Origin of the sequence: Mycobacterium sp. UM_WGJ (assembly GCF_000455125.1) — a bacterium.
Classification (GTDB): domain Bacteria; phylum Actinomycetota; class Actinomycetes; order Mycobacteriales; family Mycobacteriaceae; genus Mycobacterium.
Map to the genome: position 1 here is coordinate 1 of NZ_AUWR01000060.1, position 23,419 is coordinate 23,419.

Annotated in this window: 23 protein-coding genes; 19 read left to right on the forward strand and 4 right to left on the reverse strand. The window is 67.8% G+C overall.

Annotated features, from left to right (window positions below; translation table 11 throughout):
• Positions 1-339 (reverse strand): polyprenol phosphomannose-dependent alpha 1,6 mannosyltransferase MptB (mptB, locus tag N416_RS21825; RefSeq protein ID WP_036458420.1); only part of this gene is annotated, 339 nt, incomplete at its 3' end.
• 139 nt (positions 340-478) lie between these two features.
• Between mptB and N416_RS21830 the strand changes: the two genes are divergently transcribed.
• The 9 genes from N416_RS21830 (at position 479) to N416_RS0117480 (ending at position 9,602) form a co-directional block, all read left to right on the forward strand.
• On the forward strand, positions 479-1,303 hold the full coding sequence (locus N416_RS21830; protein ID WP_369797612.1) for a helix-turn-helix transcriptional regulator: 825 nt from the start codon (positions 479-481) through the stop codon (positions 1,301-1,303).
• 67 nt (positions 1,304-1,370) lie between these two features.
• A complete protein-coding gene (gene sufB / locus N416_RS0117445) occupies positions 1,371-2,819 on the forward strand; it encodes a Fe-S cluster assembly protein SufB (RefSeq protein WP_024443386.1) in 1,449 nt (482 codons plus the stop codon).
• Positions 2,820-4,013 (forward strand): Fe-S cluster assembly protein SufD, encoded by a 1,194-nt coding sequence (gene sufD, locus N416_RS0117450; RefSeq protein WP_024443387.1) that lies wholly within the window; start codon positions 2,820-2,822, stop codon positions 4,011-4,013.
• A 34-nt stretch (positions 4,014-4,047) separates the two neighbouring features.
• A complete protein-coding gene (gene sufC / locus N416_RS0117455) occupies positions 4,048-4,836 on the forward strand; it encodes a Fe-S cluster assembly ATPase SufC (RefSeq protein WP_024443388.1) in 789 nt (262 codons plus the stop codon).
• A gap of 3 nt (positions 4,837-4,839) precedes the next feature.
• Positions 4,840-6,102 (forward strand): cysteine desulfurase, encoded by a 1,263-nt coding sequence (locus N416_RS0117460; protein WP_024443389.1) that lies wholly within the window; start codon positions 4,840-4,842, stop codon positions 6,100-6,102.
• A 3-nt stretch (positions 6,103-6,105) separates the two neighbouring features.
• A complete protein-coding gene (sufU, locus tag N416_RS0117465) occupies positions 6,106-6,603 on the forward strand; it encodes a Fe-S cluster assembly sulfur transfer protein SufU (RefSeq protein ID WP_024443390.1) in 498 nt (165 codons plus the stop codon).
• Positions 6,600-6,941 carry a metal-sulfur cluster assembly factor gene (locus N416_RS0117470; protein WP_024443391.1) on the forward strand — a complete coding sequence of 114 codons (342 nt, stop codon included), beginning with the start codon at positions 6,600-6,602 and terminating at the stop codon, positions 6,939-6,941. Before sufU ends, N416_RS0117470 begins: the two co-directional genes overlap by 4 nt.
• Positions 6,942-6,943: 2 nt before the next feature.
• Positions 6,944-7,768, forward strand: coding sequence for an MBL fold metallo-hydrolase (locus N416_RS0117475; RefSeq protein ID WP_024443392.1), 825 nt, complete (start codon positions 6,944-6,946; stop codon positions 7,766-7,768).
• A 100-nt stretch (positions 7,769-7,868) separates the two neighbouring features.
• The gene (locus tag N416_RS0117480; RefSeq protein WP_024443393.1) at positions 7,869-9,602 is read left to right on the forward strand and encodes an amidohydrolase; all 1,734 of its coding nucleotides are present in this window, start codon (positions 7,869-7,871) and stop codon (positions 9,600-9,602) included.
• A 28-nt stretch (positions 9,603-9,630) separates the two neighbouring features.
• On the opposite strand, the gene N416_RS0117485 is transcribed toward N416_RS0117480, so the two are convergent.
• The gene (locus N416_RS0117485; protein WP_024443394.1) at positions 9,631-10,284 is read right to left on the reverse strand and encodes a DUF5666 domain-containing protein; all 654 of its coding nucleotides are present in this window, start codon (positions 10,282-10,284) and stop codon (positions 9,631-9,633) included.
• 177 nt (positions 10,285-10,461) lie between these two features.
• Here N416_RS0117485 and trxA point away from each other — a divergent pair, with 177 nt between their 5' ends.
• The 4 genes from trxA to N416_RS0117505 all read left to right on the forward strand — a co-directional run bounded on the left by trxA (position 10,462) and on the right by N416_RS0117505 (position 13,622).
• A complete protein-coding gene (gene trxA / locus N416_RS0117490; protein ID WP_024443395.1) occupies positions 10,462-10,836 on the forward strand; it encodes a thioredoxin in 375 nt (124 codons plus the stop codon).
• A gap of 26 nt (positions 10,837-10,862) precedes the next feature.
• On the forward strand, positions 10,863-11,684 hold the full coding sequence (locus tag N416_RS0117495; protein ID WP_024443396.1) for an enoyl-CoA hydratase: 822 nt from the start codon (positions 10,863-10,865) through the stop codon (positions 11,682-11,684).
• A gap of 27 nt (positions 11,685-11,711) precedes the next feature.
• Positions 11,712-13,346 carry an ABC-F family ATP-binding cassette domain-containing protein gene (locus N416_RS0117500; RefSeq protein WP_024443397.1) on the forward strand — a complete coding sequence of 545 codons (1,635 nt, stop codon included), beginning with the start codon at positions 11,712-11,714 and terminating at the stop codon, positions 13,344-13,346.
• A gap of 75 nt (positions 13,347-13,421) precedes the next feature.
• Positions 13,422-13,622 carry a helix-turn-helix domain-containing protein gene (locus N416_RS0117505; protein ID WP_024443398.1) on the forward strand — a complete coding sequence of 67 codons (201 nt, stop codon included), beginning with the start codon at positions 13,422-13,424 and terminating at the stop codon, positions 13,620-13,622.
• Positions 13,623-13,656: 34 nt separating this feature from the next.
• On the opposite strand, the gene N416_RS0117510 is transcribed toward N416_RS0117505, so the two are convergent.
• Positions 13,657-14,220, reverse strand: a complete 564-nt coding sequence (locus tag N416_RS0117510; protein WP_024443399.1) for a TetR/AcrR family transcriptional regulator — start codon at positions 14,218-14,220, stop codon at positions 13,657-13,659.
• Positions 14,221-14,234: 14 nt separating this feature from the next.
• Positions 14,235-17,069, reverse strand: coding sequence for an aconitate hydratase AcnA (gene acnA / locus N416_RS0117515; RefSeq protein ID WP_024443400.1), 2,835 nt, complete (start codon positions 17,067-17,069; stop codon positions 14,235-14,237).
• Positions 17,070-17,228: 159 nt separating this feature from the next.
• Between acnA and N416_RS0117520 the strand changes: the two genes are divergently transcribed.
• From N416_RS0117520 to N416_RS0117545, 6 genes are all read left to right on the forward strand, one after another.
• The gene (locus N416_RS0117520; RefSeq protein ID WP_343252062.1) at positions 17,229-17,753 is read left to right on the forward strand and encodes a DUF6676 family protein; all 525 of its coding nucleotides are present in this window, start codon (positions 17,229-17,231) and stop codon (positions 17,751-17,753) included.
• Positions 17,754-18,006: 253 nt separating this feature from the next.
• Positions 18,007-19,443: an NlpC/P60 family peptidoglycan endopeptidase RipA gene (gene ripA, locus N416_RS0117525; protein ID WP_024443402.1), complete on the forward strand. Its 1,437-nt coding sequence runs from the start codon at positions 18,007-18,009 to the stop codon at positions 19,441-19,443.
• Between the two features lie 10 nt (positions 19,444-19,453).
• A complete protein-coding gene (gene ripB, locus N416_RS0117530) occupies positions 19,454-20,155 on the forward strand; it encodes an NlpC/P60 family peptidoglycan endopeptidase RipB (protein WP_024443403.1) in 702 nt (233 codons plus the stop codon).
• 132 nt (positions 20,156-20,287) lie between these two features.
• Positions 20,288-21,406 carry a MoxR family ATPase gene (locus N416_RS0117535; protein WP_024443404.1) on the forward strand — a complete coding sequence of 373 codons (1,119 nt, stop codon included), beginning with the start codon at positions 20,288-20,290 and terminating at the stop codon, positions 21,404-21,406.
• A 62-nt stretch (positions 21,407-21,468) separates the two neighbouring features.
• Complete coding sequence (locus N416_RS0117540) at positions 21,469-22,380, forward strand: DUF58 domain-containing protein (RefSeq protein ID WP_024443405.1); 912 nt, start codon at positions 21,469-21,471, stop codon at positions 22,378-22,380.
• Positions 22,381-22,408: 28 nt separating this feature from the next.
• Positions 22,409-23,416 (forward strand): VWA domain-containing protein, encoded by a 1,008-nt coding sequence (locus tag N416_RS0117545; protein ID WP_024443406.1) that lies wholly within the window; start codon positions 22,409-22,411, stop codon positions 23,414-23,416.
• The last annotated feature ends 3 nt before the right edge of the window (positions 23,417-23,419 follow it).

The window sequence follows — 23,419 nt, forward strand, 5'->3', positions numbered from 1 at the left end:
AGGTGCGGAGGAGTCCGGTGAAGAAGACAGCGCGAACCGCCCCAGCATGAGCCAGGCCAGCGCCATCATCACCGCGCCGGTGGTGGTCATGGTCAGGGCCACCGTCGCGAGCCGCGACGGCAGGTTCAGCAGCCGGACTCCGAAGGTCGGGTCCTGCACCACCGGCCGTGCACCGGCCCCGAGCGCACCGATGGCCATCAGCACGGTGCCGGTGGCGCCGAACCGGCGGGTTCTCCGCAATGCGACCAGTTCAGCGGCGTTAAGCGGGGAGCCGACGGTGCGCTCATCGCCGTGCAGGTGCGCGATCGACGAGCTCAGCGAGTGCCGGCGGAGGGCCATCACAGCAGCGTAACGGCCGCTCTTCGAAGCCTGGGGACGCCCGGCGCCGCGCCGGATGTGATCAGCGCAACGGCCGATCCGGGCTGAACTGAGGTAACCCTTTCTAGACCGAGCTCTGGAATTGCGTCACACTGGTGTTGTGAAATTCGAGGCCTCCGAAATGGGGGAGGTGGACACCGCAACCGAAACCGCCGGGCAACGCCCCGGCGGTGCGGTTACGGCGGACACCCCGGCCGAAGTCGCCGGCGGCCACGACACGCGTCACGCGGTGGTACGCCTGCTGATGGAATCCGGATCGATCACCGCGGGGGAGATCGGCGCCCGGTTGGGTTTGTCGGCCGCCGGGGTGCGTCGCCACCTCGATGCCCTGATCGAGATGGGTGACGCCGAGGCACATGCGGCGGCATCCTGGCAGCAGGTGGGACGCGGGCGTCCGGCGAAGCGGTTCCAGCTCACCGACGCCGGCCGCGGCAAGCTCGGCCACCGCTACGACGACCTCGCGGTGGCCGCCATGCGCCAGCTGCGCGAGATCGGCGGCGAGGACGCGGTGGTCGACTTCGCTCGACAGCGCATTGACGCCATCCTGGCCAAGGTGGCGGCCGTCGCAGCCGGCAGCGGCACGGGCGACGACGGCGACCTGGAGGCCACCGCCCAACGCATCGCCGGCGCGCTGACGGAGGCCGGCTATGCCGCCACCACGGCTCGGGTGCAGGGAGGTGTACCCGGGGTGCAGATCCTGCAGCACCACTGCCCGGTGGCCAACGTCGCCAAGGAGTTCCCGGAATTGTGCCGGGCCGAGCGGCAGGCGATGGCCGAAGTGCTGGGCACTCACGTGCAACGGTTGGCGACCATCGCCGACGGCGGCTACGTCTGCACCACCCATGTGCCACTGACCAACCGGAGCGCCAAGATCGCCAAGGCCGGCAAGTCCGGCGCCGCCGCGACCGTCAAAAAACAGCATTAGCAGCACCGACCGACCTTCGGCGCACACCCTGCGCCGAAGCCATCACGAGCACCGAAGGAGTGTCACCATGACACTGACGCCGGAGGCCACCACAGCAGCTGTGGAGCCGACCACCCAGGAAGAGACGATCGCGTCGCTGGGCCGGTACGAATACGGTTGGGCCGACACCGATGCCGCGGGCGCCGCCGCCCAGCGCGGGCTGTCCGAAGCCGTGGTGCGCGACATCTCGGCGAAGAAGAACGAGCCGGAGTGGATGCTCGAAGCCCGCCTGCGGGCCTACCGGACCTTCATGAAGAAGCCGATGCCCAACTGGGGTTCGGATCTGTCCGGCATCGACTTCGACAACATCAAGTACTTCGTGCGGTCCACCGAAAAGCAGGCCCAGACCTGGGACGACCTGCCCGAGGACATCCGCAACACCTACGACCGGCTGGGTATCCCGGAGGCTGAGAAGCAGCGCTACATCGGTGGTGTGGCGGCCCAGTACGAGTCCGAGGTCGTCTACCACAAGATCCGCGAAGACCTGGAAGCCCAGGGCGTCGTCTTCCTTGACACCGACACCGCGCTCAAGGAACACGAGGAACTGTTCCGCGAGTACTTCGGCACGGTGATCCCGGCGGGCGACAACAAGTTCTCCGCGCTCAACACCGCGGTGTGGAGCGGGGGATCGTTCATCTACGTGCCCAAGGGCGTGCACGTCGACATCCCGCTGCAGGCCTACTTCCGGATCAACACCGAGAACATGGGCCAGTTCGAGCGGACGCTGATGATCATCGACGAAGACGCCTATGTGCACTACATCGAGGGCTGCACCGCGCCGGTCTATACCTCGGACTCGCTGCACTCCGCGGTGGTGGAGATCGTCGTCAAGCCGGGCGGCCGGTGCCGCTACACCACCATCCAGAACTGGTCGGTCAACGTCTACAACCTGGTCACCAAACGGGCCCGGGCCGAGGCCGGAGCCACCATGGAATGGGTCGACGGCAACATCGGCTCGAAGGTCACCATGAAGTACCCGGCGGTGTGGATGACCGGCGAGCACGCCAAGGGCGAGGTGCTCTCGGTGGCGTTCGCCGGCGAGGACCAGCACCAGGACACCGGCGCCAAGATGCTGCACCTGGCGCCCAACACGTCGTCGAACATCGTCTCCAAGTCGGTGTCGCGCGGCGGCGGTCGGTCCTCATACCGGGGTCTGGTGGAGATCCACAAGGGCGCGCACGGGGCGAAGTCGAGCGTGAAATGCGATGCGCTGCTGGTCGACAACGTCAGCCGCAGCGACACCTACCCCTACGTCGACATCCGTGAGGACGACGTCACCGTCGGCCACGAGGCCACCGTGTCGAAGGTCAGCGAAAACCAGCTGTTCTACCTTATGAGCCGTGGCCTGACCGAGGACGAGGCGATGGCGATGGTGGTGCGCGGCTTCGTCGAGCCGATCGCCAAGGAACTGCCGATGGAATATGCGCTGGAACTCAACAAGCTGATCCAGCTGCAGATGGAAGGCTCGGTGGGCTAGGTGACCTCGACTGGTTTGACGTCCGCCCCGGCGGCCAACCTGACCGCAGCGGTCGAAGGCGGCACCAAGGGCACCGCGTTCACCTCGTTCGACGTCGAGGCATTCGAGGTGCCGCACGGTCGCGATGAGATGTGGCGGTTCACCCCGCTGCGCCGGCTGCGCGGCCTGCACGACGGTTCCGCGGTCGCCGACGCGTCCGCAGGCATCGAAGTCCGCGGTTCGGACACGGTGCGGATCGAGACGGTCGCACGCGGCGACCACCGGCTCGGTGCGGCTGGCGTGCCCGCGGACCGCATTGCGGCCCAGGCCTTCTCGGCGTTTCGTGAGGCGACGGTGGTAACCGTGCCCAAGGAAGTCAGCGTCGAGGAACCCATCGCGATCACGGTCACCGGCCCGGGGGCCGGAGCGACGGCCTACGGCCATCTGCAGGTGCGCGCTGAGGAACTGTCGCGGGCAACGGTCGTGATCGACGTGCGGGGCGGTGGGACCTACGCCGACAACCTGGAACTCGTGGTCGGCGACGGCGCTGCGCTGACCGTGGTGTGGATCGCCGACGCCGACTCGGATCTGGTGCACGTCACCATGCATCACGCGGCGCTGGGCAAGGACGCGGTGCTGCGCCACAGCGCCGTGCAGCTGGGTGGCGAACTGGTGCGTCTGACCGGACGGGTCCGCTTCGACGGCCCGGGGGGCGACGCCGAGATGCTCGGCCTGTACTTCGCCGACGACGGCCAGCACCTCGAATCGCGGCTGCTGGTCGACCACGCTCAGCCCAACTGCCGGTCGAACGTGCTGTACAAGGGTGCGCTGCAAGGTGACCCGGATTCGGCCCTGCCGGACGCCCGCACCGTCTGGGTCGGCGACGTGCTGATCCGCGCGACCGGCGTCGGCACCGACACCTTCGAGGTGAACCGCAACCTTGTCCTGGCCGACGGTGCCCGGGCCGACTCGATCCCCAACCTCGAAATCGAGACCGGGGAGATCGTGCAGGCCGGACACGCCAGTGCGACTGGACGATTCGATGACCTGCAGTTGTTCTACCTACAGGCGCGCGGCATCCCGGAAGAGCAGGCCCGACGCCTGATCGTGCGCGGCTTCTTCGGCGAGATCATCGGCAAGATCCCCGTTCCGGCTGTGCAGGAACGCCTCACCGAGGCCGTCGAGCGTGAACTCGCGGTCACCGAGAACCAATAACCCCGAACTCATCATCTAAGGACACGCATCAGCAATGAGCACACTGGAAATCAAGGACCTGCATGTGAGTGTGTCGCCTGGCGGCACCGGCGACGACGGCACGGCCGACATCCCGATTCTGCACGGCGTCGACCTCACGGTGAACTCCGGTGAGACGCACGCCTTGATGGGCCCCAACGGGTCGGGCAAGTCCACCCTGTCGTACGCGATTGCCGGGCACCCCAAGTACACCGTCACGTCCGGGTCGATCACCCTCGACGGCGAAGACGTGCTGGCGATGAGCATCGATGAGCGTGCGCGTGCGGGACTGTTCCTGGCCATGCAATACCCGGTCGAGGTGCCGGGGGTGTCGATGTCGAACTTCCTGCGCACCGCGGTGACCGCCGTGCGCGGCGAGGCGCCGAAGCTGCGGGCCTGGATCAAGGAGCAGCGCGCGGCCTTCACCGAATTGGGCATCGACTCCGCGTTCGCCGAGCGCAACGTCAACGAGGGCTTCTCCGGTGGTGAGAAGAAGCGCCACGAGATCCTGCAGCTGAGCCTGCTCAAGCCGAAGATCGCGGTCCTCGACGAGACCGACTCCGGCCTGGACGTCGACGCGCTGCGGGTGGTCAGCGAAGGGGTGAATCGCTACCAGGAGGCGGAGAACGGTGGCGTGCTGGTGATCACGCACTACACCCGCATCCTGCGCTACATCCAGCCGCAGTTCGTGCACGTCTTCGCCGGCGGCCGGATCGTCGAGTCGGGTGGGCCGGAGCTGGCCGACGAGCTGGAGGAGAACGGCTACGAGCGCTTCACCGCCGAGGCGGCAGTGGCGGAGGCGTAGGACATGACACTTTCGGTCAGTCGTCCGGCGGTGCCGGACCTCGATGCGATTCGGGCGGATTTCCCGATCCTGAACCGTGTCATGCGCGGCGGAAGCCGGCTGGCCTACCTGGACTCCGGGGCCACCTCGCAGCGTCCGCTGCCGGTGCTCGACGCCGAGCGGGAGTTCCTGCTGAACTCCAACGGTGCGGTGCACCGCGGGGCGCACCAGCTCATGGAGGAGGCCACCGACGCCTACGAGGACGGCCGGTCTGCGATCGCGCGCTTCGTCGGCGCCCACCCGGATGAGCTGGTGTTCACCAAGAACGCCACCGAGTCGCTGAACCTGGTGTCCTATGTGCTCGGCGACGACCGCTTCGAGTCGGCCGTCGGCCCCGGCGATGTCATCGTCACCACCGAATTGGAGCACCACGCCAACCTGATTCCGTGGCAGGAGCTGGCGCGGCGTACCGGTGCGACCCTGCAGTGGTACGCGGTGACGCCCGATGGGCGCATCGACCTGGACTCGCTGGAACTCGACGAGCGGGTCAAAGTCGTTGCGTTCACTCATCACTCCAACGTGACCGGTGCACTGGCCCCGGTCGCCGAGCTGGTGTCGCGGGCCCGCGCGGTGGGTGCATTCACCGTGCTGGACGCCTGCCAGTCCGTTCCGCACCAGCCGGTCGACTTCCACGCGCTGGGGGTGGACTTCGCGGCGTTCTCCGGGCACAAGATGCTGGGGCCCAACGGGATCGGGGTGCTCTACGGCCGGCGGGAGCTGTTGGCGACGCTGCCGCCATTCCTCACCGGTGGATCGATGATCGAGACCGTCACGATGGCTTCGAGCACCTACGCGCCGGCGCCGCAACGTTTTGAGGCCGGTACGCCGATGACCTCGCAGGTCGTCGGGCTGGCTGCGGCCGCTCGCTACCTGGACGCGATCGGGATGGAGGTGGTGGCCGCCCACGAAGGTGAGCTGGTGGCCGCCGCGCTCGAGGGCCTCGCCGGCATTCCCGGGGTGCATATCGTCGGGCCGACCACGACGGTCGACCGCGGCTCGCCGGTGTCGTTCGTGATCGACGGGGTGCACGCGCACGATGTCGGGCAGGTACTCGACGACGACGGTGTCGCGGTCAGGGTGGGCCACCACTGTGCCATGCCGTTGCACCGCAAATTCAATGTGGCGGCCACCGCGCGCGCCTCATTCGCGGTGTACAACACCCACGAGGAGGTGGAGCGCCTGCTGGCGGGTGTGCGCCGAGCCGTGGAATTCTTTGGGGGAGTGTGAGACTTGCGTCTTGAGCAGTTCTATCAAGAGGTGATCCTCGATCACTACAAGCATCCGCAGCATCGCGGTCTGCGGGAGCCCTACGGCGCGCAGGTGTATCACGTCAATCCCACCTGCGGTGACGAACTGACCCTGCGGGTGGCGCTGTCGGCCGACGGTACGCAGATCGCCGATGTCTCCTACGACGGGCAGGGTTGCTCGATCTCGCAGGCAGCCACCTCGGTGCTGGCCACCCAGGTGATCGGCTTGACGGTGGAGCAGGCGTGCGCGACATTCGATGCGTTCCACGAAATGGTGTCGTCGCGCGGCAGCGTGGAAGGCGACGAGGAGGTGCTCGGCGACGGTATCGCGTTCGCCGGAGTGGCCAAGTACCCGGCGCGAGTCAAGTGCGCGTTGCTCGGCTGGATGGCGTTCAAAGATGCTTTGGCACAGGCACTCGCGAAGACATCGGAACAAACGCTGGCATCAGTCAGTGGCACAACCCAGGAGATGAATCGATGAGCGAATTGGGACCGGACGAGCTGCTCGCCGAAGTCGAGGAATCGATGCACGACGTCATCGACCCCGAGATCGGCATCAACGTGATGGACCTGGGCCTGGTGTATGACCTGTCGATCCGGCAGGACGAGGACGGGGCGGCCGCGGTCGTCACCATGACCCTCACCTCGCCGGCCTGCCCGCTGCAGGACATGATCGCCGAACAGGTCGAGAACGCCACGGTGGGTGCCGGCCTGGTCAAGAAGGTCGACCTGTCCTGGGTCTGGGAGCCGGCCTGGGGACCGGACAAGATCACCGACGAGGGCCGCGAGATGATGCGCGCAGTCGGTTTCACGGTCTGACCGTGCCGGCATCCGAGTTCTGGCTGTGCCGGACCTGCGGTGTCGAACACGATGCGACGCCGCAGGTGTGTGCGATCTGCGAGGACGACCGGCAATGGGTGCCGCAGGACGGCCAGCACTGGGCCACGTTGGACGGCTTGGTCGCCGAGGGCATGCGGTCCTACGCCTTTGAGCTAGAACCCGGATTGATCGGGATCGGCAGCAACCCGCCCCTGGGTATCGGTCAACTGGGCAAGCTGGTGTGCACGCCCAGCGGCAACATCCTCTGGGATCCTTCGGGATTCATCGATGAGGCCGGGGTCGCTGCGGCGCTCGAGCAGGGCCCGGTGCTCGGTGTGGTAGCCAGTCACCCGCACATGTTCGGCGCCCAGGTGGAATGGGGCCGGCGACTCGGCGGGGTACCGGTGTACGTCAACGCCGCGGACAAAGAATGGGTGATGCGTCCGGATCCGGCGATCCGATACTGGTCCGGGCGGTTGGAGATCGCACCCGGATTGACCCTGATTCAAGTCGGCGGGCACTTTCCGGGCAGCTCCGTCGCCTGCTGGGACGCCGGTGCCGACGGTCGCGGAGTGCTGCTGGTCGGCGACACCGTATTCCCGAACCCGGACCGGCGCACCGTGGCCTTCTTGCGCAGCTACCCGAACCGGATACCGCTGTCGGCCGCTGTCGCCCAGCGGATGGCCGAGACGATGGAACAGTTGCGCTTCGACCGCATTTACGGCCTGCACACCAACACCATCGACACCGATGCGGTGGCCGCGGTCCGGTTCTCGGCGGACCGCCACGCAGCCTGGGCCCGCGGCGACCACGACGACCTCACCTAGCGCGGGACCGGTCAACGTTGTCATGTGTCCCGGCCGGCGGCCCGGGAGGCGGGCGCTGCCATACTCGTCGCGTGACTGCGACCGAAAACGAGCGGACACGGTGACGACAAGCAGACGACGGTTTATGGCCGGGATGGCTGCCGCCGCGGCCGGCACAGCCGTCGGTGGGCTCGCCGGGTGCGGATCACGAGGGCCGGGGGCCGACACGATCTTCGTCGGTGGCCCGGTGGTGACAGTGGCACCCGGCGCCCCGGAAGCCGAAGCACTCGCCGTCACCGGCGGACGGATCAGCCAGGTCGGCGCAGCCGACGACGTGCTGCGACTGCGCGGGTCGGACACCACCGTCATCGACCTGCGCGGCCGGGCGCTGCTACCGGCGTTCGTGGAGCCGCATGGGCATCCCTTCGAAATGGGCTCCACCCTGGCCCCACCGGCCATCGACGTGCGGCCCTTCACCGTCCCCACCGCCAACGGGGTATTCGCCAAGCTGGCCGAGGCCGTGGCAGACACCCCCAAGGGCCAGCCGATTCTGCTCAACGGGGTGGATCCGCTGCTGCAGACCGGGCTACAGCCCTTCACCCGGGCCGAACTGTCCCGGCTGGCCCCGAACAATCCCGTGGTGATCATCTCCAACAGCGGCCACGCCGCTTACGGCAACACCGCCGCGTTCACCGCGGCCGGCATCACCAAAACCACCCCCAACCCGGCCGGAGCGCAGTACCTCCACGGCCCGGACGGACAGCTGACCGGCGAGGTGCGTGAGGCGGCGGCGGTGATGGCGTTGATCGCGCCGTTCTCCGGGGCGATCATGGCCAACGCCGGGGATAACCTGCGCTGGGCCTACGCGCAACTCGCGCGCGCGGGAATCGCCACGGCCACCGAGCATTCCTATGACGCACGTGCCCAGTCTGAGGTGTTCGGCAAGCTCGCCCAGCAGGCCGACTGCGCGGTGCGGGTGCGGGCCTATGAGATCGGCACCGCAGATCTGGCTGCGGATTCGAAGAATGTGCGCGGCAAGCGAGCCCGCGCCGACGTGCTGTTCGACAAGATCGGGATGAAGATGTGGGCGGACGGTTCGCCCTGGCAGGGCAACATCTTCACCACCTTCCCGTATCTGACCAACGCCACCACGGCGAACATGGGGCTGGGACCCGACCACCGCGGCAGGATGAACTACTCGCCCGAGCAGATCCAGGAACTGACCAAGGCCTTCGTCGATCAGCATTGGCAGGTCTCCTGCCACGTCCACGGCGATGCCGCGATCGACGTGGTGCTGGACGCGTTCGAACAGGCGCGCACACCGCCGGCGCTACGGCCCCGGATCGAACATGTCGGGGCCATGCGGCCCGATCAGTTCGCGCGGGCCGCCAAGCTGGGAATCACCCCCAGCCTGTTCATCGAACACCTCTATTTCTGGGGAGATGTGTTGGTGGACAAGCTGTTCGGTCCAGAACACGGCTCGCACTGGATGTCGGCGCGGTCGGCCCTGGACGCCGGCTTGCACCTGTCGTTCCACAATGACGGCACCGTCACCCCGCCCAATCCGATCGGCAACATCGCCACCGCGGTGAACCGGATCGCCAAGGGCAGCGGCCGGGTGCTGGCCCCCGAGCAGCGCATCGGCGTCGACGCGGCGATCAAGGCGCAGACCCTCAACGCCGCATGGCAACTGCGGCTGGACACCGAGATCGGCAGCCTGGAAGCCGGCAAGTACGCCGATCTGGTGGTGCTGTCGCACAACCCCCGCCGGGTTCCGCCGGACGAACTGCGTGACGTGGCTGTGGAGGCCACTTATCTGATGGGTCGGCAGACCTACGGGAAGGTGCTGGGGTAGGGGTTGGCGAGCGGGCGCCTCGGGCCCGCTACGCGGGCCGCTCGAGGCAATCGCCGTTGGCCGTCCACACGGTGACCCGGCGTGCCTGCAGCACACCGTCGCCGTCGGTGGTGCCACCGGCGGCGACACACTTTCCGGGGCTGATCGACGGCGCGCTGACGGCGACCATCCGGCGGAAGCGGGTGCTGTCGTTGAGCGTGACGGTGGTCGGGCCGGACGGGCCGCTGACGGTCAGGGTGTCGCCGGAGACCGACTCGACCACACCGCGTACGCCATGGTGCGGCTTCGCCGGTGCCGGAGCGTCGGCCGCGGCGGCGGGCCGCTGCGGGCACTGGCCGTCGACCGTGGTGCTGATCGCCACGAACTTCGCGGTGATGGCGCCGTCGTCGGCCGGGGCGCTGTCGCGACCGGCACCGGCCTTGATGCAGGTGCCGGCGGTGATCTCGCCGCGCTGGGCGGGCACCGATTCGAAAATCCGGGTGTCATCGGCCAACGAAACGGTGGTGGTGCCGGCCGAGCGGGCCACCTCGAAGGTGTCGCCGGACACCGAGGAGACCGAACCCATCACGTGGTCGCCCTGGGCGTGCGCCAATGCCGGGACGAACATCCCGGCCGCGAACAGCGCGGTCACTCCGGTCAGGGCGCGGATCGTGTGGGTGGGTGTGCTCGGGCGGGGGGACATCGGCAGTCTCCGTTCGTTGATATCGGCGACGGTGGATACCGCCGACCGGTGCTACCACCGTCGATGGTCGAGTTAGCGGGCAGCTAGCTCTGAGCTGTGAGCCCGCTGTGTAGACCACTCGGCACCTGCGCGACGGCCGCCGGGAACACCGGGAGGCGTCCGGGCGTTACCCCAATCATGGCAACCCAAGACCTCACCGCAGCGAAGTTCGAAGAAACCATCGCCGACAACGACATCGTGCTCGTCGACTTCTGGGCGTCCTGGTGTGGACCGTGTCGATCGTTCGCGCCGACGTTCGCGGCTGTCTCCGAGAAGCACCCCGACGTGGTGTTCGCCAAGGTCGATACCGAAGCCGAGCAGCAGCTGGCCGCTGCCGCCCAGATCCGCTCCATTCCGACCCTGATGGCGTTCAAGAAGGGCACCCTGGTGTTCAACCAGGCCGGCGCCCTACCCGCTGCGGCGTTGGAGAACCTGGTCCAGCAGGTCAAGGACCTCGACGTCGAGGCCGCCCTGGCCGAGCAGGCCGCTGCCGGCAAGCCCGAGCAGGTCTGAGTGCGCGCACGCGATAGCGTGCATCCGTGTCTTCCGAATCCGAATTCGTCCTGGTCGAGCGCCCACGCCCGCACGTCGCCCTGATCACGCTGAACCGCCCGGAGCGGATGAACTCCATGGCGTTCGACGTCATGGTTCCGCTACGCGACGTGCTGGCAGAAGTCAGCTACGACAACTCGGTGCGGGTGGTGGTGCTGACCGGGGCGGGCCGCGGGTTCTCCTCGGGCGCTGACCACAAGTCCGCGGGTTCGGTGCCCAATGTGGCCGGCCTGACCCGGCCCACATTCGGGCTGCGCTCGATGGAACTCCTCGACGACATCATCCTGGGCCTACGGCGCCTGCACCAGCCGGTGATCGCCGCGGTCAACGGGGCGGCCATCGGGGGCGGACTGTGCCTGGCGCTGGCGGCCGACATCCGGGTCGCCGCGTCGGGCGCCTACTTTCGGGCGGCCGGCATCAACAACGGGTTGACCGCCAGTGAGCTGGGCCTGAGTTACTTGTTGCCCCGAGCGATCGGGGCGTCGCGGGCGTTCGAGATCATGCTCACCGGCCGCGACGTCGACGCCGCCGAGGCCGAGCGAATCGGCCTGGTCTCGCGCGTGGTGGAGCAGCGCGACCTGCTGGACACCTGCTACGACATGGCCGAGCGGATCGCCGGCTTCTCCCGGCCGGGGGCCGAATTGACCAAGCGGACGCTCTGGAGCGGACTCGACGCCGGTAGTCTAGAGGGGCACATGCAGGCCGAGGGGCTCGGACAGCTCTACGTGCGCCTGCTGACCAGCAACTTCGAGGAAGCCGTCGCTGCGCGCGCCGAGAAGCGCCCGCCTGCCTTCACTGACGATAAGTAGCAATAACCACGACAGGAGTACGCGCGCGTGATTACCGCAACGGGCCTGGAGGTCCGCGCCGGAGCGCGCACCCTGCTCGACTCGGTGGACTCGGTGCTGCGGGTGCAACCCGGCGACCGGATCGGTCTGGTCGGCCGTAACGGCGCCGGCAAGACGACGACGCTGCGCATCCTGGCCGGTGAAGGTGAGCCCTACGCCGGCACCATCACCCGCACCGGCGAGGTGGGCTACCTGCCGCAGGACCCTAGGGAAGGCAACCTCGACGTCCTGGCGCGCGACCGGGTGCTGTCAGCCCGAGGCCTGGACGCCATCCTGGCCGACCTGGAGAAGCAGCAGGTACGGATGGCCGAGGTCGTCGACGAGACCGAGCGCGACCGTGCCATCCGCCGCTACGGCCAGCTCGAAGAGCGCTTCTCCGCCCTGGGCGGCTACGCCGCCGAGAGCGAGGCGGGCCGGATCTGCACCAGCCTGGGCCTGCCCGACCGGGTGCTGACCCAGCCGCTGCGCACTCTGTCCGGCGGACAGCGCCGCCGCGTGGAACTGGCCCGGATCCTGTTCGCCGCCTCAGAAGCGGGAGCGGGCGGCTCGAACCAGACCACCCTGCTGCTCGACGAACCGACCAACCACCTCGACGCGGACTCCATCGGCTGGCTGCGGGACTTCCTGAAGAACCACAGCGGGGGACTGGTCCTTATCAGCCACGACGTGGACCTGTTGGCCGACGTGGTCAACCGGGTGTGGTTCCTCGATGCGGTGCGCGGCGAGGCCGACGTCTACAACATGGGCTGGCAGAAGTACCTCGACGCCCGAGCCACCGATGAGCAGCGTCGCCGCCGGGAGCGGGCCAACGCCGAACGCAAGGTCGCCGCGCTGCGCAACCAGGCCGCGAAGCTGGGCGCCAAAGCCACCAAAGCCGTTGCCGCGCAGAACATGTTGCGTCGCGCCGACCGGATGCTGGCGGCGCTGGATGAGGAACGGGTCGCCGACAAGGTCGCCCGGATCAAGTTCCCCACCCCGTCGGCCTGCGGGAAAACCCCATTGATGGCATCTGGGCTGACCAAGGTCTACGGCTCGCTGGAGATCTTCACCGGTGTCGACCTGGCCATCGACCGGGGCTCGCGCGTTGTCGTGCTGGGCCTCAATGGGGCCGGCAAGACCACCCTGCTGCGACTGCTCGCCGGCGTCGAAACCCCCGACGCGGGTCAGTTGGAGCCCGGATACGGCTGCAAGATCGGCTACTTCGCCCAGGAGCACGACACCATCGACAACGCCGCGACGGTGTGGGAGAACATTCGGCACGCGGCCCCCGACACCTCCGAGCAGGATCTGCGGGGACTGCTGGGCGCGTTCATGTTCACCGGGCCGCAGCTGGAGCAACCGGCCGGCACGCTGTCCGGCGGTGAGAAGACCCGACTGGCGCTGGCCGGTCTGGTGGCATCCACCGCGAACGTGCTGCTGCTCGACGAGCCGACCAACAACCTCGACCCGGCGTCACGTGAGCAGGTACTCGACGCGCTGCGCAGCTATGCCGGTGCGGTGGTGCTGGTCACCCACGACCCGGGCGCGGCCGAGGCGCTCGACCCGCAGCGGGTGGTGTTGCTGCCCGATGGCACCGAGGATCACTGGTCGGCGGACTACCGGGATCTGATCGAGCTCGCCTGATTCAGTCAAAGTCGCCCGGTGGCGGCACCGTCTTCTTACGCTGAACCCGTTGGGCCGGCGAGGGGATGGTGGGACGTGGCGACAACGACGAAACCGAACAAGCAACGCGATCGTCAACTGGTCGAGTTGCGGAGCGCCTACGAGGGCGGGGCGAGCATCCGGACCCTGGCGGCCTCGACCGGCCGATCGTACGGATCCGTGCACAGCATGCTGCGCGAGTCGGGTGTGGCGATGCGCAGCCGCGGTGGGCCCAACCACCGCACCCGATCTCGCTAGCCACTGCGCAGCCGCGCGTCACTGCGCAGCGAAATCAGCTCTGCCGCACCGAATCCTCGACCAGGTCGAGGACCGCTGACAGTCGCTGTGGATCTTCGCCCGAGGCCAGTCGCGCGACCAGGCCGTCGAGCACCAGATCCAGATAGCAGTGCAGCACATCCGCCGCGACATCGTTGCGCAGCCGGCCGGCCTGCTTCTGGCGGCGCAGCCGATCGGTTGTCGCAGCGGCCAATTCGGCTGATCGCTCCGCCCAGCCACGGCTGAACTCCGGGTCGTGGCGCAGCTTGCGGGCGATCTCCAGCCGGGTCGCCAGCCAGTCGAACTGTTCGGGCGCGGCCAGCATGTCCCGCATCACGGCGATCAGGCCCTCACGTGAGGTCAGATCGGCCATCCGCTCGGCGTCCTCGCGGGCCAACTCGAAGAACAGGGTGTCCTTGTCGCGGAAGTGATGGAAGATCGCCCCGCGCGACAAGCCCACCGTCTGTTCGAGTCGCCGCACCGTCGCCTGGTCGTAGCCGTAGGCGGCGAAGCACCGCCGTGCGCCATCGAGGATCTGACGGCGCCGGGCCGCCAGGTGATCCTCGCTGACCCTGGGCATCAGGTGATCGCCGTCTACGCGGTCGTAGCGGACTTCAGCATGTTGCGCAGCACGTACTGCAGGATGCCGCCGTTGCGGTAGTAGTCGGCCTCGCCGGGTGTGTCGATGCGCACCACGGCGTCGAAGGTGACCTTCTCGCCGGTCTCTTTGGTGGCGGTGACCTTGACCGTCTTGGGCGTCTTGCCGGCATTGAGTTCTTCGATACCGACGATGTCGAAGGTCTCGGTGCCGTCCAGGCCCAGCGACTGGGCGCTCTCGCCGACCGGGAACTGCAGCGGGATCACGCCCATGCCGATCAGGTTCGAGCGGTGGATGCGCTCGAACGACTCGGTGATGACGGCCTTCACACCCAGCAGCGTGGTGCCCTTGGCCGCCCAGTCACGCGACGAACCGGAGCCGTACTCCTTGCCGCCGAGCACCACCAGCGGAATGCCGGCCTTCTGGTAGTTCACGCAGGCGTTGTAGATGAACTCCTTCGGGCCGCCCTCCTGGGTGAAGTCGCGGGTGTAGCCGCCCTGGGTGCCCTCCAGCCCGATGGTGTCGAGCACCCGGTTCTGCAGCCGGATGTTGGCGAAGGTGCCGCGGACCATGACCTCGTGGTTGCCGCGACGGCTGCCCAGCGAGTTGTAGTCCTTGCGCGCCACGCCGTGGGAATCCAGGTAGTCCGCAGCCGGGGTGCCGGGCTTGATCGGGCCGGCCGGGCTGATGTGGTCGGTGGTCACCGAGTCGCCCAGCAGGGCCATCACCCGGGCGCCCTTGATGTCGGAGACCGGCTCGGGCTCGAGCCCCATACCGTCGAAGTACGGCGCCTTGCGCACGTAGGTCGACGCGTCGTCCCAGGCGAAGGTGTCGCCGTCCGGGGTGGGCAGGTTGCGCCAGTTCTCGTCGCCCTTGAACACGTCGGCGTAGGACTTGCGGAACATGTCCTGGTTGATCGCGGACTTGATGGTGTCGTCGATCTCCTGGGCCGACGGCCAGATGTCGCGCAGGAAGACGTCGTTGCCGTCCGAGTCCTTGCCCAGGGAATCGGTCTCGAAGTCGAAGTCCATGGTGCCGGCCAGGGCGTAGGCGATCACCAGCGGCGGCGAAGCCAGGTAGTTCATCTTGACGTCGGGGGAGATGCGGCCCTCGAAGTTGCGGTTACCCGACAGCACCGCGGTGACGGTCAGGTCTTCCTCGTTGACCGCCTTGGAGATCTCCTCGGGCAGCGGGCCGGTGTTACCGATACAGGTGGTGCAGCCGTAACCGCCGAGGTAGAAGCCGAGCTTCTCCAGGTAGGGCCACAGGCCGGCCTTCTCGTAGTAGTCGGTCACGACCTGGCTGCCCGGCGCCATGTTGGTCTTCACCCACGGCTTGGACGACAGGCCCTTCTCGACGGCGTTGCGGGCCAGCAGGGCCGCACCGATCATCACCGAGGGGTTGGAGGTGTTGGTGCACGAGGTGATACCCGCGACCGCGACGGCGCCGTGGTCGAGGATGAACTCGCCGCGCTCGCCCTTGACCCGCACCGGCTTGCTCGGCCGGCCCTCGGCGCCGTTGGCGGCGGACTGCACGTCCACGGCACCGTCGTCGGCGAAGGACAGCGAGACCGGGTCGGAGGCCGGGAAGGATTCCTCGATGGCTTCGTCGAGCTTGGTCTCCGGCGTCGGGTGCTGCTCTTCGACGTAGTTGTGGATGTCTTTGCGGAAAGCGACCTTGCTCTCCGACAACAGGATTCGGTCCTGCGGACGCTTCGGGCCGGCGATCGACGGGACCACGGTGGACAGGTCCAGCTCCAGGTACTCGGAGAAGGCCGGCTCGCGATCGGGGTTGTGCCACATGCCCTGGGCCTTGGCGTAGGCCTCGACCAGCGCGAGCTGCTCGTCGGTGCGGCCGGTCAGCCGCAGGTAGTTGATGGTCTCGGCGTCGATCGGGAAGATCGCGCAGGTCGAGCCGAATTCGGGGCTCATGTTGCCCAGGGTGGCGCGGTTGGCCAGCGGCACCTCGGCGACGCCCTTGCCGTAGAACTCGACGAACTTGCCGACCACCCCGTGCTTACGCAGCATGTCGGTGACGGTGAGCACCACGTCGGTGGCGGTGACGCCCGGCTGGATCTCGCCGGTCAGCTTGAAGCCGACGACGCGGGGGATCAGCATCGACACCGGCTGGCCCAGCATGGCGGCCTCGGCCTCGATGCCGCCGACGCCCCAGCCCAGCACGCCCAGGCCGTTCTGCATGGTCGTGTGGCTGTCGGTGCCGACACAGGTGTCGGGGTAGGCCTTCCCGTCACGGACCATCACGGTGCGGGCCAGGTACTCGATGTTGACCTGGTGCACGATCCCGGTGCCCGGCGGGACGACCTTGAAGTCATCGAAAGCGCCTTGGCCCCAACGCAGGAACTGGTAGCGCTCGGCGTTGCGCTGGTACTCCAGCTCGACATTGCGCTCGAAGGCGTCGGCGGTGCCGAAGACGTCGAGGATCACGGAGTGGTCGATGACCATCTCGGCGGGCGAGAGCGGGTTGACCTTGTTGGGGTCGCCGCCCAGGGCGGTTACGGCTTCACGCATGGTGGCCAGGTCGACGACGCAGGGCACACCGGTGAAGTCCTGCATGATCACCCGGGCCGGGGTGAACTGGATCTCGATGCTCGGCTCGGCGGCCGGGTCCCAATTGGCGATCGCGTTGATGTGATCTTTGGTGATGTTGGCGCCGTCCTCGGTGCGCAGCAGGTTCTCGGCCAGCACCTTGAGGCTGTAGGGGAGTTTCTCGGTGCCGGGGACGGCATCGAGGCGGTAGATCTCATAGTCCTTCTCACCCACGGTCAGGGTGGCGCGGGCTCCGAACGAATTCACCGAATCTTTGCTGGTCACTTCAACTCCCCGAGATCGAGTTCTCATCCATCGACGGGTCCGCGCCGACGGGCGACACAACCCTAACAGTACGATTGTCCTGTATAAAGTAAGGTTCACCTCACCTGGGCGGGGTTGATACCGTCAACACCCGTGACGATCCAGCACCCGCCGGCCTACATCCCCGGCGAGCTCTGCCTCACCGTCGGCCTTGACCCGGCCACCCCGCCCGACGACTGCATGGCGCTGGTCAAGGTTGCTGTCGCCGCCGACGGGGTGAGCGCCCCGGCGGCCGACGTACCGGCACTGCGCGAAGTGGTGGCGCAGGCGGGCCGCGACGGCATCGACCTCAAGATCGTCGAGGTCGCCCGCAACCCGGGCATGGACACCGCACTGCGCGACGTCGCCACGGTGGTCGGCTACGACTATCCGGATTCCACGGTCCTGGTCGTCAGTACGAACTATGTCGGCAGCTACAGCGGCCAGTTTCACCGGTCCAAGCTGGAAGCCGCCGAGGATCATGCGAAAACCGGTAATCCGGTGACTTCCGCGCAGAATTTCCTGCACGAATTGACCGCTCCGGATCTGCCCTGGACGGGCATGACAGTGGTGCTGCTGGTGGGGGTGGCCGCGGCAGCCGTCGGGACCCGCTTCCTGCAGCGACGCAGCAAACAGGCTGCGGAGCGCTCCAGCGTCCCCGACTAGCGGCCTTACCGCCGAAAACACGGAAACCGGGCGATCAATTGTCGCCCGGTGGCGGGCTGTCGCAAATAATTAGGTCACCGTAGGGTCACAACGCGCTTAACTACAATAATGTAGTTTGTTACGAACGTTTCTCCAGTGACTGATGTGACGTATGGTCTCAAAAGGCGCAGCTGTTGTACCTGTTGTTTCTGTGCTTTTGCCACCGGCCGAAGTGCGGCGCCGCCTGCTCAGAGTCCGAGGAGATCCAAGCCGAATGAGACGCATCCGTTGTGGCTCCGATGGCTCTGTGTTCCGTATGGCGATCCGGTTCGCCCAACCTGCGACGGTGTCGGTGCTCAGTGCCGCGATGGTGCTGGGCACCCCGGGGCTGGCGGCGGCTCACCCCGGCCAGGATCCCGACGGCATCGCCGCGCTGATCGCCGACGTCGCCGACGCCAACCAGCAGCTGCAGAACCTGGGCGCGCAGATCGCCGAGGAGAAGGAAGGCGTCAACAAGGCCCTGGTGGATCTGCAGACTGCGCGCGAGGACGCGGCTGCCGCCCAGCAGGAGGTGGAGTCCGGCCGGCAGGCAATCGCCGACGCCGACGCCGCGATCGCCGCCGCGCAGCGCCGGTTCAACACCTTCGCCGCGTCCACGTATGTCAACGGACCCTCCGATAGTTACCTGACCGCCGCCAACCCCTCGGAGATGATCGCCACGGCCGCGGCCGGCCAGACCCTGGCGCTCTCCTCCCAGCGGGCGCTGGACCAGCTCAAGCAGGCCCGCACCGAACAGCTGAACAAGGAGTCGGCCGCCCGGCTGGCCAAGCAGAAGGCCGATCAGGCCGTCGCCGACGCGCAGTCCAGTCAGGACGCCGCGGTGGCTGCGCTCACCGACACCCAGCGCAAGTTCGGCGAGCAGCAGGGCGAGATCGACCGGCTGGCCGCACGACGCAACCAGGCGCAGGCCAAACTCGCCGCGGCCCGTGGCCACGAGCAGCCCCAATCCGGGCCGGCTCCGGCCGGTGCTCCCGCCGGTGACCGGTGGGGAAACCCCGCCGGTCCGGTCGTCGGCCCCACCGTCGGCAAGCCCGCGCAGTGGGACGGCCCCTGGGACCCGACCCTGCCGATGATCCCCAGCGCCGACGTCCCCGGCGACCCGATCGCGGTGATCAACCAGGTGCTCGGGATCTCGCAGACCTCGGCGCAGGTGACGGCAAACCTGGGCCAGAAGTTCCTGCAGTCGCTGGGACTGGCCAAGCCCGACGACACCGGGATCAACAACGGCAAGATCCCGCGGGTTTACGGGCGGCAGGCCTCCGAGTACGTGATCCGCCGCGGTCTTTCGCAGCGCGGCGTGCCCTACTCCTGGGGCGGGGGCACCGCCGCGGGGCCCGGCCGCGGTATCGGTTCCGGTTCGGGCACGGTCGGTTTCGACTGTTCCGGGCTGATCCTCTACGCCTTCGCCGGGGTGGGCATCAAGCTGCCGCACTACTCGGGTTCGCAGTACAAGATGGGCCGCCAGATCCCCTCGGCGCTGGCGCGTCGTGGCGACGTCATCTTCTACGGGCCCGGTGGCAGCCAGCACGTGACGCTCTACCTCGGCAACGGCCTGATGCTGGAGGCCCCCGACGTGGGTCAGACGGTAAAGGTGTCACCGGTCCGTAAGAGCGGGATGACGCCCTATGTAGTCCGATACATCGAGTACTGACGGCGGTGCAATGCAACTGAGTTCTCTACGACTATCGCGCCTCATCGGGTCGCTGCTGGTGGCGATTCCGGTGATGGTGGGCCTGGCCGGATCGGCCGAGGCGGACCCGGGGTGGGACCCCACGCTGCCGGCGACAATCAGCGCCGGTGCGCCTGGTGACCCCTTGGCGATCGCCAACGCCTCGTTGCAGGCCACCGCACAGGCCACCCAGACCACCATGGACCTGGGCCGCAAATTTCTGTCCGGCCTCGGCTTCAACGTCGGCGACGAAGCCACCGGCAACGTCTCGCCCGGGCAGCGGGTGCACGGCAAGCAGGCCATCGAGTACGTGATTCGTCGCGGCGGCTCACAGATGGGCGTGCCCTACTCCTGGGGCGGTGGCTCGCTGACCGGTCCCAGCAAGGGCGTCGACTCCGGCGCGGGCACCGTCGGTTTCGACTGTTCGGGCCTGATGCGGTACGCGTTCGCCGGCGTCGGCGTGCTGATCCCGCGGTTCTCCGGTGATCAGTACAACGCCGGTCGGCACATTCCGCCCAACCAGGCCCGTCGCGGCGACCTGATGTTCTACGGCCCCGGTGGCGGCCAGCACGTCACCATGTACCTGGGTGGCGGGAAGATGCTGGAGGCCTCCGGCAGCGCCGGCAAAGTCGTCGTCAGCCCGGTGCGGACGTCGGGAATGACGCCGTATCTGACCCGCATCATCGAGTACTGACGCATTCGGGACGGCCCTTACGTCGACGGATGCTGCTAACCCTGGAATAGTGAAACGCGGGCACAACGCTGCCCCTCGGCCGTGCGCCGTGCAAGCAGTTGTGTCTGACCGACCTTTGTGGAGGATTTGTCGATGACGTCATCGGATGGGACGCCCGCGGGCGCCAGCGGTTTCCCCGGCTCGGCCGGTGCCGAAACAGGCACAGTCGGCGGTAGCGGGCTCGCCGCCGACGTACACGCGCTGGAGCGGGCCATCTTTGAGGTCAAGCGTGTCATCGTCGGCCAGGACCAGCTCGTCGAGCGCATCCTGGTCGGCCTGCTGGCCAAGGGCCACGTGCTGCTCGAAGGCGTGCCCGGTGTCGCCAAGACCCTCGCCGTGGAGACCTTCGCCAAAGTGGTCGGCGGGAGCTTCGCCAGGATCCAGTTCACCCCGGACCTGGTGCCGACCGACATCATCGGTACCCGCATCTACCGTCAGGGCCGCGAGGAGTTCGACACCGAGCTCGGCCCGGTGATGACCAACTTCCTGCTGGCCGACGAGATCAACCGCGCACCGGCCAAGGTGCAGTCGGCGCTGCTGGAGGTCATGCAGGAGCGCAAGGTCTCCATCGGCGGCAAGAGTTTCCCGCTGCCCAACCCGTTCCTGGTGATGGCCACCCAGAACCCGATCGAACACGAGGGCGTCTACCCGCTGCCTGAAGCGCAGCGTGACCGCTTCCTGTTCAAGATCAACGTCAGCTACCCCTCGCCCGAGGAAGAGCGCGAGATCATCTACCGGATGGGCGTGACCCCGCCGGAGCCCAAGCAGATCCTCGGCACCGGCGACCTGGTGCGGCTGCAGACGCTGGCGGCCAACAACTTCGTGCACCACGCCCTGGTGGACTACGTGGTGCGAGTGATCACCGCAACGCGCCAGCCCGAGCAGTTCGGCATGCCGGACGTGAAGAACTGGCTGTCGTTCGGTGCCTCGCCGCGTGCCTCGCTGGGCATCATCTCGGCGTCCCGGGCGCTGGCCCTGGTCCGTGGCCGCGACTACGTGATCCCGCAAGATGTCATCGAGGTCATCCCGGACGTGCTGCGGCACCGGCTGGTGCTGTCCTACGACGCACTCGCCGACGAGATCACCCCGGAGATCGTCATCAACCGGGTGCTGCAGACGGTGCCGCTGCCGCAGGTGAACGCCGTTCCGCAGCAACAGCATTCGTCGGCACCAGGTGCCCCGACCGCAGCGGCAGTGGCCGGCGGTCGGTGAGCGACCCCGACACCGGGGCTGGATCGAATCAGCCACCGGGAACCAGCACCGCACCGCCGTCGATGCTGCGCGGCGGAATCCGCGACCCCAAGCTGGCGGCGGCACTGCGCACCCTGGAGCTCACGGTCAAGCGCAAGCTCGACGGGGTGCTGCACGGGGATCACCTCGGCTTGATCCCCGGCCCGGGTTCCGAGCCGGGCGAATCCCGGCTGTACCAGCCCGGCGATGACGTGCGCCGGATGGACTGGTCGGTCACGGCCCGCACCACCCATCCGCACGTCCGCCAGATGATCGCCGACCGCGAGCTGGAGACCTGGCTGGTGGTCGACATGTCGGCCAGCATGGATTTCGGCACCGCCACCTGCGAGAAGCGTGACCTGGCGGTGGCGGCGGCCTCGGCGATCGTCTACCTCAACAGCGGCGGCGGCAACCGGCTGGGCGCCCTGGTGGCCAACGGTGACCGCCTCGTGCGGGTACCGGCCCGCTCGGGGCGCAACCACGAGCAGACCCTGCTGCGCACCATCGCCACCATTCCGCGGGCCCCCGCCGGGGTGCGTGGTGACTTGGCGGCGGCCATCGACGCCTTGCGCAGGCCCGAACGTCGGCGCGGGATGGCAGTCATCATCAGTGACTTCCTCGGACCGATCAACTGGATGCGCCCGCTGCGAGCGATCGCCGCCCGCCACGAGGTGCTGGGCATCGAGATCCTCGACCCGCGTGACGTCGAGTTGCCCGACGTCGGCGACGTGGTGCTGCAGGACACCGAGTCCGGGATCACTCGCGAGTTCACCATCGACGCCAAACTGCGCGACGATTTCGCCCGGGCCGCGGTGGCCCACCGCGCCGACGTCGCACGCGCGTTGCGCAGCTGCGGCGCGCCGTTGCTGGGGTTGCGGACCGACCGGGACTGGATTGCTGACATCGTCCGTTTCGTCGAGTCACGCCGGCGCGGGGCGCTGGCGGGAACGCCGTGACCTCGACCCGTACAAAGACAGGTCTGTTATGACATTGCCGATACTCGGGCCGATGACGCTTACCGGCTTCGCCCACCCGTGGTTCTTTCTGTTCCTGTTGGCGATCCTGGGTCTGATCGCGCTCTACATCCTCATGCAGGTGGCGCGGCACCGGCGGATCCTGCGGTTCGCCAACATGGAGCTGCTGGAGAGCGTGGCGCCCAAATCGCCGACGCGCTGGCGGCACCTGTCAGCGATCCTGCTGATCAGCTCGTTGCTGCTGTTCACCGTGGCGATGGCCGGCCCCACCCACGACGTCCGGATTCCGCGCAACCGCGCGGTGGTGATGCTGGTGATCGACGTCTCCCAGTCGATGCGGGCCACCGACGTCGCGCCCAGCCGGCTGGCAGCCGCCCAAGAGGCCGGCAAGCAGTTCGCCGACGAACTGACCGCAGGCATCAACCTGGGCCTGATCGCCTACGCCGGCACCGCGACGGTGCTGACCTCGCCGACCACCAACCGCGAAGCCACCAAGGCTGCTATCGACAAGCTGCAATTGGCCGACCGCACCGCCACCGGTGAAGGCATCTTCACCGCGCTGCAGGCGATCGCCACGGTGGGTGCGGTCATCGGCGGCGGTGACACCCCGCCACCGGCCCGAATTGTGCTGCTCTCCGACGGTAAGGAGACCGTGCCGTCCAACCCCGACAATCCCAAGGGGGCGTTCACCGCAGCGCGCACCGCCAAGGACCAGGGCGTTCCGGTCTCGACGATCTCATTCGGCACGGCCTACGGCTATGTCGAGATCAACGAGCAGCGTCAACCGGTGCCCGTCGATGACGATTCGCTGAAGAAGATCGCCGACCTGTCCGGCGGCAGCGCCTACACCGCCTCCAGCCTGCAGCAGCTCAAAGAGGTCTACGCGACCCTGCAGGACCAGATCGGCTTCGAGACCATTCGCGGTGACGCCAGCACCGGCTGGCTGCGCCTCGGTGCTTTCACTCTGGCGGTGGCCGCGCTGGCGGCACTGCTGCTCAACCGGCGGCTGCCCGCCTAGGTC